The organism is Metabacillus halosaccharovorans, from assembly GCF_002019635.1.
Classification (GTDB): Bacteria; Bacillota; Bacilli; order Bacillales; family Bacillaceae; genus Metabacillus; species Metabacillus halosaccharovorans.
Map to the genome: position 1 here is coordinate 1599776 of NZ_KV917371.1, position 13499 is coordinate 1613274.

Here is a 13499-nt window from a genome sequence, read left to right on the forward strand (position 1 = left end):
TTGGGAGATATCATATCTTTTTTCTATTATACTAGATTAATTGAAAAAATTAAGCGTTTACAAGATAGTTAAGAATATAAATTTCAAAAATTGAGAAAAATGAAGTATTGTAATATAATAGAAATTGAATTCTACATAAGGGGGAATTAGGGATGAAATTGGAAGCGTTACCAGTGGTGAAGGGTAATCATAATTTAGCAGATTACGATCATACTTATGAGACGTTCGATTGGTCAGAGGTAGAAAAGAATTTTACTTGGTCAGAAACCGGACGTATGAATGCAGCTTATGAGGCTATTGATAAGCATGCAGAAACTGCTCGTAAAAATAAGGTGGCGCTTTATTATCGCGACCCTGAACGAGAGGAAAAATATACGTTTAAAGAGTTAAAAGAGCTATCAAACAAAGCGGCAAATATCCTGAAAAACAAGGCAGATGTTGTAAAAGGTGACCGTCTTTTCGTCTTTATGCCAAGAACTCCTGAATTATATTCAGTCATCTTAGGAGCAATTAAACTTGGCGCAATTGTGGGGCCTCTGTTTGAAGCATTTATGGAAGGCGCAGTAAAGGATCGATTAGAAGATAGTGATGCTAAAGTTATAGTAACGACTCCTGAGTTGCTAGAAAGAATTCCATTAAATGAACTTCCATCATTAAAACATGTTGTAGTTGTTGGTGATTCTGTTGAAGCACCGCATATTGATTTTTTAAATGAAATGAAAACGGCAAGTAAAGAGCTGGAAATTGAATGGGTTGATAAAACCGATGGATTACTTCTCCACTACACATCAGGCTCAACCGGTAAACCAAAAGGGGTTCTTCATGTTCATCAGGCCATGGTACAACATTATCAAACAGGACAATGGGTGCTTGATTTAAAAGAAGATGATGTTTATTGGTGTACAGCTGATCCAGGCTGGGTAACAGGCACGGTATATGGTATTTTCGCACCTTGGTTGTCAGGTGCAACAAACGTTATCGTTGGAGGAAGGTTTAAGCCTGAAACATGGTATCAAACGATCGAAGACTTTGGTGTGACTGTTTGGTACAGTGCTCCAACAGCATTTAGAATGCTTATGGGTGCAGGAGATGAACTTGTTAAGCAATTTGATACGAGTTCATTAAGACATGTTTTAAGTGTCGGAGAGCCTCTTAATCCGGAAGTTGTTCGCTGGGGTGTAAAGGTATTTAATAATCGCATTCATGATACTTGGTGGATGACAGAAACAGGGGCACAACTTATTTGTAACTATCCTGCGATGGAAATAAAGCCAGGTTCAATGGGAAAACCTATCCCTGGAGTAAAAGCAGCCATTGTGGATGATCAAGGTAATGAATTACCACCGTATCGAATGGGGAACTTAGCGATTAAAAAGGGTTGGCCGTCCATGATGCATACCATTTGGAATAATCAAGAAAAGTACGAATCCTATTTTATGCCTGGTGATTGGTATGTATCAGGTGATTCAGCTTATATGGATGAAGAGGGCTATTTCTGGTTCCAAGGTAGAATAGATGATGTAATCATGACTTCAGGTGAACGTGTTGGACCATTTGAGGTTGAGAGTAAGCTTGTGGAGCATCCTGCTATTGCAGAAGCTGGTGTAATTGGAAAACCTGATCCTGTAAGAGGAGAAATTATTAAAGCATTTGTTGCCCTTCGAGAAGGCTATGAGCCGACAGATGAACTGAAGGAAGAAATTCGTACTTTCGTAAAGAAAGGTTTAGCGGCACATGCTGCACCACGTGAAATTGATTTCCGTGACAAATTGCCGAAAACACGAAGTGGAAAAATCATGAGACGTGTCCTAAAAGCATGGGAATTGGATTTACCAACCGGTGATTTATCAACGATGGAAGATTAATTTAAAACAAATAAAAAAGAGCTGATTACAGCTCTTTTTTAATACAACTATTCGTAGTTATTCGGGTTTGTTGTTGTCAGTTGAGGAAGAGGCTGGTGCCTCTTCTTGTTTTTGTTTTTGATCAGCATTTTTATTTTCATTTTGTTTGTTAGTATCTTTGTTTTGATCAGCATTTGCTGCTTGCTTTGGATCCTCAGTTTTTGGCTTTTCTTCAACTTTTGGTTTTACCTCAGCATAATCACCGATTTTAACAATAGTAGAAGGTGAAGATTCATTGCCGGCAACATCAACTGCGACAATGTAATAAGCAGCAGGGCTACTTCCAACTGATACAGATAATTTGTCAGATGACGGCAAACTCGCTACCTTTTTAAAGCTGGTTGAGTGATTTGCTGCACCATATACACGGTATCCAACAACGTCATTATCTGAGTTGGCTTTCCAGCTTATCGTTGAACCGCCAGATGAGACTCCGCTTACTTGTCTCGGCTTGGAGCCATTATCAACAATTTCTTTTCCATCTGTAACAACTAAGTTACCCCATTTAGAAGTACTAGGCAACAAGCGTTTAAGATCACTTGTACTGCTAATATTATATTTTTGAAGAACTTCTTTTTTTAGCATTACACCTTCTTGAACAAATTCAGAAGGAGCAGAAGCTGGCACTTTGTATGCTCTGTCTTTTACATACACATATTTTCCTTGTGTTAAGCTATCATCAACTTTGGTAGGAACATATTTTGCATTAAATATGTCTGTTGCGACAAGTCCTGCTTTACGGCAAAGATCTGAAGCCAATTCTCCTGTTAATGCACAATAAGATCTTTGAACAATACCACCTGGTGTTTCATGTCGGTTTTTTGGTGCAATCAAGTTTGGTTCAACATCATGTGAAGCATTCATCAGTTTTGCCCAAAGTAAGAGATTACGTTTGCTGTATGACATGCCTTTATAGTTTTGTTCCAATGGCTTTGGTGTATCATACCCAATCCATGTTCCGAATGTTACATTCGGATTTGTCGCAACGAACCATGCATCATGGTAATCTTGACCAGTACCTGTTTTTCCGGCCCAATCAGCACTAAATGAGAGGTAGCCATTTAGTGAAGCGGCTGTACCACTGCTTATAACATCCCGCATCATATCGATTGTTAAATAAGCAGTTTGAGCTGAGAATACATCGTTTTGTACCTTTTCATGTTGATAAATGACTTCTCCATCACTATTTTCAATTTTTTCTATAAGGTAAGCATCAACAAACTTACCTTGGTTGGCAAATGTTGAGTAGGCATTTACATTTTCTTCAACTGTTACTCCGTCGGTCATACCACCTAAACTTAGTGATGCTATTCCATAATCAATTTTGTTTAAGCTGGAAAAGCCCATTTTTTCTAAGTAGGAGACAGGTTTTTGATTCATAATGTTCATATATGTTTTAGCCGCGGGCACATTGTATGAATATTTCAAGGCAGTTCGTGCACTTGTTAATCCGTGGTAGGCACCGCCATAGTTTTTTGGCTTATATGAACCTGTCATTGGCGTATCCGCAATAACTGTTCCCGGTTGAGTTGCTCCCAATTCCATTGCAGGAGCATAAACCAATAATGGCTTCATTGTTGATCCATTAGCACGTAGTGCATCTGTAGCATGATTTAAATTTTCACGTTCAAAATCGCGTCCGCCAACAAAACTAATGATTTTTCCTGTCTTGTTTTCAATTAGAACACCGCCGACTTCGACAGGTTCTTGAATGGTTTTCGTTTCACCAGTGTCCGAATCTTTGATTTGTTCTGGTTTATCACTACCATAATATTCATATTGTTTAACAACTTCCTGCATCTTGTCATATATATCTTTATTTATTGTTGTATGAATTCGGTATCCATTATGTCTTATGTCTTGATCAGCGAGTGTACGGTACTGATTTTTCAAATCTATATCTTTTGTTAATTCATCTTCTGTATACCCGTCTTTTTGGGCAAGTTGTACAGCTATAATATCTTTCGCCCGATCTTCTACTTCATAAGTCAGGTATGGATATTGTTCAGTGGATGTCGGTTTTTTAGGTGTTAGATTAGCACGAATATCATATGAAAGCGCTTGTTTGTATTGCTCTTGTGAAATAAACCCGCCAGTGTACATCCGGTTTAAGACAGTTTTCATTCTGTTTATGCCTGAACTTAGATCTTCTTTTACCTTGCCGCCATCATTTGAAAATGGAGTATATCCAAACGGACTTTGAGGCAAGCCTGCGATAAATGCAGCTTGTGGAATTGATAGGTCCTTAGCAGAAACTCCAAAAATGCCTTTTGCAGCTGCTTCTACACCTGCAATATTCTTACCATTAGAATTTCGTCCAAAATCTGCAACATTTAAGTATGCTTCAATAATTTCCTCTTTCTCAAAAAACTTTTCTAATCGTAACGCTAATAGAATTTCCTTTGCTTTTCGATCAAAAGATACTTCATTTGTTAGTATTTGGTTTTTAATTAATTGCTGTGTTAGTGTACTTCCACCCGTTTGAACAGAGGCATTTGTGAATTCCTGAAAAATTGCGCGCATGATTGCTTTAGGTACAACACCGTCATGTTCGTAAAAGAGTTCATCTTCAGTTGCAATAACTGCATCAACGAGATGTTGAGAAACGTTTTCCAACTGGACTTCCTCGCGTTCAATGTCAGCATTTAATTTTCCTAAATAAATATTTTGATCAAAGAAGACCTGTGACGTCTCTTCATAGTTGTAAATATCATTTTTCATTTCTTCGTAAGATCGAACAGGTTCATCCTTCACAAGTGAAGCGAAATAACCGGCCCCTACACCCCCTGCAAAACATATACCTATAAGTCCAATAATGAGAAATAGTAAAAGGAGATTTCCAATAACATTGTATGAGATCCGTAGACTTTTACCTATATCTTTGTTAAAGGGTGAGAAACGCCTGTGTTTTTCTTCCTTTTTTTTCATTGTGCATTCCCCCAAATCTAACTTATTATAACATAGGAAATGATGAAATTTGTATGCTTTTGTCATAAAGGTTGGAAACACTTCATGCCAAGTGTTGACATTAGAATGATATTATGGTTAAAATTGCTTGTAATTAGTATATGAAAAAGCAAAGATTGGATTCAGTAATGGATGTCTCCCTGTTATTAGAGAGCTGATGGGTGGTGAAAATCAGCACATAGATATTCCATGAATTACATCCATGAGCTTCTTTTTTGAAAAGGTTAAATAACCTGAGTAGGAGAAGACGGTCTAACCGTTATGTAGTCGAGAGAGGATTACGCTTAAGTAATTCTAAGTTGGGTGGTACCGCGGATTATTTCGCCCCTTCAGTGATGAAGGGGCTTTTTCGTGTTTTCTTTGCTGAAAAATAGAATATTATAAAAAGGAGTAAAACAATGAGCGAATTATTAAATGATTTAAAGTTTAGAGGTTTAGTGAATCAAGTAACAGATGAAGAAGGCTTAGCAAAAGTTTTAGAAGAAGGAGATATTAGGCTTTACTCAGGTTTTGACCCTACTGCAGACAGTCTTCATATTGGGCATTTGTTACCTGTGTTAACTTTGCGCCGCTTTCAATTAAATGGCCATCATCCAATTGGACTTGTTGGAGGTGCTACGGGTTTAATTGGAGACCCAAGTGGGAAAAAAGCTGAGCGCACTCTTAATACAGCTGATATCGTACAAGATTGGTCTAACCGAATTAAAGGACAGTTATCAAGATTTCTTGATTTTGAGAATGAAAAAAACCCTGCCATTATCGTGAACAATTTTGATTGGATAGGAAAGCTGGATGTTATTTCATTTTTACGAGATGTTGGTAAAAACTTTGGGATCAATTACATGCTTGCAAAAGATTCTGTTCAAACGCGAATTGAAACAGGTATTTCTTTTACAGAATTTAGTTACATGATTTTGCAATCATATGATTTCTTGAATTTATACCAAAACAATGGTTGTAAATTACAAATCGGTGGAAGTGACCAATGGGGAAATATTACAGCAGGTTTGGAACTAATTCGTAAATCTGAAGAAGATTCAAAAGCATATGGATTAACAATTCCTCTTGTTACAAAGGCTGATGGGACAAAGTTTGGAAAAACAGAAGGTGGAGCTATCTGGTTAGATGCTGAAAAAACATCTCCATATGAATTCTACCAATTCTGGATCAATACAGATGATCGAGATGTAATGAAATACTTAAAATACTTCACTTTCTTGACTCATGAAGAAATCTTGGAGCTCGAAAATGAAGTTGCAACAGCACCTGAAAAACGTTCTGCTCAAAAAGCACTTGCAGAAGAGGTGACAAAGCTTGTACATGGTGAAGAAGCACTTCAACAAGCAATAAAAATTTCTGCTGCCTTATTTAGCGGTGATATTAAACAATTAACTGCGAGTGAGATTTTAGAAGGATTTAAAGATGTTCCTACTACTGAAATAGAAGAAGGCGAGATTGGCTTAATCGATTTACTAATTCAAGCAAAAATATCTCCGTCAAAACGTCAAGCTCGTGAAGATATTTCAAATGGTGCGATTTATATTAATGGAGATCGTGAGCAAGATTTAACAAAAGTTATCACAAACGAAGATAAGATTGATGGAAAGTTCACAGTCATCCGCAGAGGAAAGAAGAAGTATTTCCTAATTCGTTACGTAAAATAACATTTATTAGTGGGGGAACTCAATAATGATTCTACAAAAGAATCTGTTATTGGGTTTTTTTATATAAATAAGAACAAAAAAACCTATGCCAAAGGACATAGGTTTTTTTACTATTAACGAGAGTAGAACTCAACGATAAGAGCTTCGTTAATTTCAGCAGGTAATTCAGAACGCTCAGGTAAGCGAGTGAAAGTACCTTCTAATTTATCAGCGTCGAAAGTTAGGTAGTCAGGTACGAAGTTGTTTACTTCAATAGATTCCTTAACGATGTCAAGGTTACGAGATTTTTCACGTAAAGTGATTGTTTGACCAGGTTTTAATTGGTAAGATGGGATATCTACACGTCCGCCATCTACCATGATATGACCGTGGTTAACTAATTGACGAGCTTGACGGCGAGTACGAGCTAAACCTAAACGGTATACTACGTTATCAAGACGAGAATCAAGAAGAATCATGAAGTTCTCACCATGGATACCAGCCATTTTACCAGCTTTATCAAATAAGTTACGGAATTGGCGCTCATTTACACCATACATGTGACGAAGCTTTTGCTTCTCTTGTAATTGTAATCCGTATTCAGAGATTTTTTTGCGTTGTCCCGGACCGTGTTGTCCTGGAGCATATGGACGCTTTTCTAATTCTTTACCTGTACCACTTAATGAAATACCTAAACGACGAGAGAGTTTCCAGCTTGAGCCTGTATAACGAGCCATGCTAACTCCTCCTTTATGTTTTTATTTTGCATAAAATAAAAACCAAACTGATTGACAATCATGCACATTTTATTTTCATGTATCCTCGCTCCAGCAGCATAGAGTTACTCGATACACCTCCTTATAAAAAAGGGGAATAAAATGAAATCAAAACTGCTACATCAATAGGCTGCATATTTTATACACAACGAACATTATATGTTTTTGTATGTATAAAGTCAAGAAGCTTTACATAAAAAATATGTAATAAAGAGCAAACTCATAAATAAAAACATTTCGTCTACTATAAATAGGAAAGTTTTATGATATAATGAATTATCAAATTTTGTAACTTACTGGTGTGGGTGATTTCATGAATAATCAAGTTCAAGCGATAAAAGGTGCTTTTTTTGATTTAGTAAATAAATGTAATGATTATTGTTCTGTTATTGACTTAAATAATGAGCTTGTTACAGTTTTAAAAAGAGAGCTTGCTATTGGTCATGTTGCTTTTTATTCATTGTCGCCACAAACGAATTCCTTCCCGTTTCAAATGTTCCTACACAATTTTAAGCCAGGACAAGCTATTTGGATTCAAAAAGATGTATTGCTTCCAATATATTGCCATGAGGATATGTGTGGAGTCATAGAACTTAGGGAATTTGACAGCACTATATCTGTTGATTTAGATGAAGTTGCAAAAGCATGTTCAGAATTTTATACCTATTACATACACTCTTTTCAGTTAAGAGAAAAGGAACAAAAGTATGAAAAACTATATTATTTAACCGAGAAGTTTCATTCTCTTATGAATAAAGATGATGTTTTAGTTGCATTAATAGAAACATTACAAAAAATGTATCAGGAGTATACGTTCTATTTGTTTCTATCACATGATAATGAAAACAAACACCATTTACCTATAAAAAATTTAAGTTTTGATGATCAGGATGATGAAATGGCAATGGAAGCTTTTGTTACCGGAAAAGCTCAGTCTATTATTCATGAACAGACCAAAGACATGTTTTTTTATTCACCATTAAAAGGAAAACAAGGTGTATACGGGGTTCTGCAGGTAGTCATCCATTTCGCATTAAATTTAGATGAACAAGATAGGCATTTCATTACACTGCTAACAAATGCTGCAGGAACTGCGATGGAAAATGCACAGCTTTATGATCAATCAAAGAGATTAATTAAAGATTTGCAATTAATAAATGAAACATCACACAGGTTAAATAAAAATCTGAGATTAACTGATACGATGAGCTATATGTCTATGCGAATCTTGGAGTCATTCCAAGCGGATGAGGTCGGGTTCTTTACTAAAAATAGCAATGACATTCATATTTTTCCAGGAAGCACTAGCTATTTTGAGTCAGAGGAAGTAAAGGTATATATTAATTATATTCAAGAGAAGCTTGAAAAAGATTTAGAAGGATTGTTTTTGGGAGATATAACATCACATCTTCCTGGTTTGCCATATTCTTCTGTTATGGCCGTTCCAATGGTTCAAAGTGATGTGCTTAAAGGATGTGCTTTAGTTCTTCACAAAAACCCTTATCATTTTTCTTTTGATATGTACAAATTGCTTCAATCGCTGATACACCATTCTACACTGGCATTATCAAATTCTTTATTAAGAGAAGAGCTTGAGACATTAGTGAAAACTGATCAATTAACACAATTATATTCACGTAATTATATGAATTCCTGCATTGAAAATTCGATGAATATAGATCGGCAAGGTACATTTGTATTAATTGATATCGATAATTTTAAGGCGATAAATGACAATTATGGACACCAGATTGGTGATGAAGTTCTCGTTCAAGTTGCAAATATACTAAAAAACAATATTAGGGATCATGATATTGGAGCAAGATGGGGTGGAGAAGAATTGGCCATCTATTTACCACATGTAGAACTTGATGCGGGTACAGCTATTGCAGAAAGAATAGTGAAAAGAGTAAAGGAAAACACTTTACCGACTGTAACAATCTCATGTGGGGTGTCACATTGGAAGGCAGAGCATGAAAGGAATTATGATGAATTGTTCAGACGGGCAGATAAAGCTTTATATGCTGCAAAGAATTTAGGGAAAAATCAAGTGATAGTTCAGGTGAGCTGATGGTAAGCTCACCTTTTATACTATTATCTTTTAAACATGTTCCATTAAAACATCAACAAACTCTTCTAAAAAAGTTTGGTCCTGTTCATTAAAACGATTTTTTGATGGGCTATCGATATCAAGGACACCGATCACTTTGCCATCTGAAACAAGAGGTACGACGATTTCTGAGTTAGAAGCAGCATCACATGCAATATGTCCTGGAAATTGATGAACGTCTGCAATTCTTAATGTTTCTTTTTTTTCTGCAGCAGTACCACACACACCTCTTCCAAGCGGGATTCTTACACATGCAGGAAGTCCTTGGAATGGCCCTAAGACAAGCTGATCTTCTTTCAACAGATAAAAGCCTACCCAGTTGATATTCTCTAAAAATTGATTTAGGAGAGCAGACGCATTAGATAGGTTTGCAATGATATCTTCTTCCCCTTCTACTAATGCTCTTAGTTGTTTAATAACTAAAACTGATTGTTCAGCTTTATTGCCTTGGTATTTTTCGACATGAAACATCTTTATTACCCACCTTTTGATTATTTTTTTGCTATAGAAAAAACTTTGTCGAGAAAAACATGAAGGAGTAACTCCCCTATAAATTGAATTTGTAACATAAGGTATAGGGGGTGTGAAATTTGACTCAAGAAAATACACGAGATACAAAACAAAAAATAGTAAATGCAGCAATCTACCTTTTTAACTCGAAAGGATTTACAGGAACTTCTGTTAGAGAGATTGCTTCCAGAGCAAATGTGAATGTTGCACATATCTCATATTATTTTAAAGGAAAGGGTGGTTTACTCGAATACTTAGTGTCATATTATTATGAAGGGTACTTAAAAGTAATTGAAGAAAACTACACCCAAATTAAGTTTGGTCATGCCTATTCAGTCTTAAGTAAATTGGCTCTTGATTTGCTCTACTACCAGCATGAAAATCGCCAGCTTTCAAGATTGGTCTATCGGGAAGTAACGGTAGACTCCGTTCTGATCCGTGAAGTAATGACGACTTATTTAACAAAAGAAAAGTATTATCTCAAATCATTATTGGAACAAGGGATCGAGGAAGGACAGTTTCGAAAAGGTTTTGTCCCACATATGATTATCCAGCTAAGAAGTCTTTTGCATATGCCGTATTTACAGCCCCAATACATGAGTGAGGTCCTTCATATTCAACCACATGAAGCGTATTTCGTCCATCAGTATTACAAAGAATTGAAAATTTGGCTTAATTCCTTGTTAGCAGAGCAAACGACAAAAGAAAATCGGTTAGTAGCGATTCCTTAAAAGATCATAATGTGTATAGTTCTTTCCAACGTCCCTAGCACTATGGGCATCAGATCCATAGATGAGAGGGATTTTTTGTTTTTGAGCTAAATAAATGATATCCGAATTCGGATAGGTTTCTCCACAATATTCTTTTCTTAATCCGGCAACGTTATAATCCAGTTCAAGGTTTTTCTCCTTTACAGATGCCAGTATTTTCTCTATTATCTTTAGCATTGAAAACGTTACAGGGTAAAGCTTTTGGAATTTATTAACTAATGTAATATGACCAATTCGCTTTGGCTTATAGTCGCCTAATTGGCTATTAATAGATTTTAACACTTCATTATAATAAATATGATGAACATGATATAAGGATCCTGCCTCATTAATCATTAACCCGAACGTTTTTTCATCAAAGTCCATGCAATAGTATCGGTCATTAATCTTCAAAAAATGGACGGATAAGATACTATCATCTAGAAATTTACCATATTCGTTTAGGAAATCGGTTATTTCTTGTTCATAGTCTTGAATATAGTCAACTTCCAAGCCGATATGAATGCGAATATCATTTTTATGCTTTTCTTTCATTTCTTGAACACTTTGAATATAATCTTCCATCTTATAGTAGTCCAATGCACTGTCTTTCATTGGTGTTGGATCAATAAAACCCTTTGGAAGCGGAGCGTGTTCCGTAAATGTTAAATCTGTAAAACCCTCTTGAACAGCTTGTGCAATATACATTTCAAGTGTGTCCTTCGTTCCATGTGGACAAAAAGGTGTATGAACATGCCCATCCTTTTTCCTCATCACTCACATCACCCTCCAAATTGTTAGGATTATGATTTGACCCTTTTTCCAGGTTCTAAATGGCCATTTAATTGAAGTGGACAAATAATGTAAAAAAATTTAAATTTCTGGTCAAAAAATGTCGTTTACATGGTATCATAAATACATTGAAATAACATTAAGAAAGTTTCAATTATAAGATGAAAATCAAAATCATAATAACTTTGTTATTGTGTAAACTTTTTAAAATTGAAATCATAACACATAAAAATATAAATTCGATGTATTTTTACATCATGGAGAAAGATTTTTCTCCTTAACAAGGATTTGTGTAGTAACGAGGGGGCTAACTATGGAGGTTTTAATTGGACTAGTCCTTCTGATATGTATTTTATCGGGTTCCGGATACATGTTTAGAAGAAAGATCTATAAAGAGGTTGATCGATTAGAGGCACGTAAGATTGAAGTCATGAATCGTTCCATTATTGATGAACTGTCAAAAGTTAAAGAATTAAAAATGACCGGACAAGCTGAAGAGTTGTTCGAACAGTGGAGAAGTGAATGGGATGAGATTATCACCAGCCAACTTCCCAAGATTGAAGAACTATTGTTTGATGCGGAAGAATTTGCGGATAAATACCGCTTTAAAAAGTCACAAAATGTCCTTCAGCATATTGATAATATGTTAATGACTGTGAACGAAAACATTGACAAAATCATTGAAGAAATTAATGAATTAGTAACTAGTGAGGAAAAGAATGCTGTTGAAGGTGAAGAGGTTAAAGAGCTGTATAAAAAAGTCAAAAAAACCTTATTGGCCCATAGTCGACAGTTCGGTAAAGCTCACCGGAAATTAGATGAGAATCTAACTTCAATTACAGATTCTCTTAAAGAATTTGATCATGAGACCGAACAAGGAAATTATCTTTTAGCAAGACAGGTTTTGATCAATTTGAAACAACAACTTGATGTCCTTCAATTTAAAATGGATGAGATTCCTAAATTATTAACAGAATGTACAGTTACGATTCCTAGTTTAGTTAATGAACTAAAAGACGGCTACAAAGAGATGAAGGAAGCAGGATATTGCTTAGAACATTTTCAGCTGGATATGGAACTGGACAAAATTAATACAAACTTGGAACAGTTCAAAGGGAAAATAGAGGAAGCAGAACTTGATGATGTGCAGGAGGGGCTTCAGCTTATCCAGGAATCAATAGACCAAATGTACGATCTACTTGAAAAAGAGGTTGAGGCAAATCAGTTCGTTAAACAAACAAAAGATCAAATTAACACGAAATTAATTAAGCTATCTGAGCAGAAGCTCTCGACAATTGAAGAAACGAATCTTGTTAAGCAAAGCTATCAATTATCGGAAACTGAGCTTGATAAACAGAAGTTACTAGAAAAACGCATTACACAGGTAGAAAAGAAATTTGTCCAAATCCAACAAAATCTGTTAGAAGATCAAGTAGCTCATTCTATCGTTAAAGAAGAACTTGAAAAAATTCAAAAGCAGATCTCAGAACTATTCGATGAGCACAACCAATATCGCGAAATGCTTCAAACACTTAGAAGAGATGAGCTTGAAGCACGAGAGAAACTAGTTTCATTGAAACGATTGCTTTTAGAAACAACCAGATCTGTTCAGCAAAGTAATATTCCCGGACTACCTGAAGAATTTTTAAAGCTAATTGAACTAGGAAAAAGAGATGTTCAAAAAGCAACAATGAAACTAGAAGAAATACCTCTTAATATGTTGATGGTCAATGAGTTACTTAAGAGTGCCGTTGAATCTGTTGATTCCCTAAAGGCATTTGCGGATGAATTAATTGAGCAGGTCTACTTATTTGAACAGGTCATTCAATATGGCAATAGATACCGTAGCCGTCAACCACAATTAGCAAACAAATTCATCGAAGCGGAGAAATTATTTAGAGAGCATCTATATAAAGAAGCATTAGATACTGCAGCAGCTGCAATTGAGCAAGTTGAACCTGGCTCAATCAATAAATTACAGAATATAATAAACGAACAAGAAAAAAATGTTTTAGTGAAAAAATAATTGTAGATATTTTAAACAGGAA

The 13499-nt window shown here is 35.6% G+C and carries 9 protein-coding genes and 1 other annotated feature; of the genes, 5 read left to right on the forward strand and 4 right to left on the reverse strand.

The features are described 5' to 3' along the window. Nucleotides 1-152 precede the first annotated feature (152 nt). Nucleotides 153-1865, forward strand: a complete 1713-nt coding sequence (gene acsA, locus BK577_RS07380) for an acetate--CoA ligase (protein WP_078432322.1) — start codon at nt 153-155, stop codon at nt 1863-1865. Between the two features lie 57 nt (nt 1866-1922). Here acsA and BK577_RS07385 read toward each other — a convergent pair whose 3' ends face one another. After that, the gene (locus BK577_RS07385; RefSeq protein ID WP_078432323.1) at nt 1923-4832 is read right to left on the reverse strand and encodes a transglycosylase domain-containing protein; all 2910 of its coding nucleotides are present in this window, start codon (nt 4830-4832) and stop codon (nt 1923-1925) included. A gap of 142 nt (nt 4833-4974) precedes the next feature. Beyond that, nucleotides 4975-5203: a binding site (T-box leader), on the forward strand. Nucleotides 5204-5269: 66 nt separating this feature from the next. Between BK577_RS07385 and tyrS the strand changes: the two genes are divergently transcribed. Then, nucleotides 5270-6535: a tyrosine--tRNA ligase gene (gene tyrS / locus BK577_RS07390; protein WP_078432324.1), complete on the forward strand. Its 1266-nt coding sequence runs from the start codon at nt 5270-5272 to the stop codon at nt 6533-6535. A 113-nt stretch (nt 6536-6648) separates the two neighbouring features. On the opposite strand, the gene rpsD is transcribed toward tyrS, so the two are convergent. Next, nucleotides 6649-7251 (reverse strand): 30S ribosomal protein S4, encoded by a 603-nt coding sequence (gene rpsD / locus BK577_RS07395; RefSeq protein WP_026560793.1) that lies wholly within the window; start codon nt 7249-7251, stop codon nt 6649-6651. A gap of 352 nt (nt 7252-7603) precedes the next feature. Between rpsD and BK577_RS07400 the strand changes: the two genes are divergently transcribed. Continuing rightward, on the forward strand, nt 7604-9361 hold the full coding sequence (locus BK577_RS07400; RefSeq protein WP_245823446.1) for a sensor domain-containing diguanylate cyclase: 1758 nt from the start codon (nt 7604-7606) through the stop codon (nt 9359-9361). A 30-nt stretch (nt 9362-9391) separates the two neighbouring features. On the opposite strand, the gene BK577_RS07405 is transcribed toward BK577_RS07400, so the two are convergent. Beyond that, the gene (locus BK577_RS07405; protein ID WP_078432325.1) at nt 9392-9871 is read right to left on the reverse strand and encodes a GAF domain-containing protein; all 480 of its coding nucleotides are present in this window, start codon (nt 9869-9871) and stop codon (nt 9392-9394) included. Between the two features lie 119 nt (nt 9872-9990). On the opposite strand from BK577_RS07405, the gene refZ reads away from it, so the two are divergent. After that, the gene (gene refZ, locus BK577_RS07410) at nt 9991-10641 is read left to right on the forward strand and encodes a forespore capture DNA-binding protein RefZ (protein WP_078432326.1); all 651 of its coding nucleotides are present in this window, start codon (nt 9991-9993) and stop codon (nt 10639-10641) included. Here refZ and hisJ read toward each other — a convergent pair. Continuing rightward, nucleotides 10624-11433 carry a histidinol-phosphatase HisJ gene (hisJ, locus tag BK577_RS07415; RefSeq protein WP_078433495.1) on the reverse strand — a complete coding sequence of 270 codons (810 nt, stop codon included), beginning with the start codon at nt 11431-11433 and terminating at the stop codon, nt 10624-10626. The two genes, refZ and hisJ, sit on opposite strands and share 18 nt — an antisense overlap. A gap of 331 nt (nt 11434-11764) precedes the next feature. Between hisJ and ezrA the strand changes: the two genes are divergently transcribed. Further along, nucleotides 11765-13477, forward strand: a complete 1713-nt coding sequence (gene ezrA, locus BK577_RS07420; protein WP_078432327.1) for a septation ring formation regulator EzrA — start codon at nt 11765-11767, stop codon at nt 13475-13477. The last annotated feature ends 22 nt before the right edge of the window (nt 13478-13499 follow it).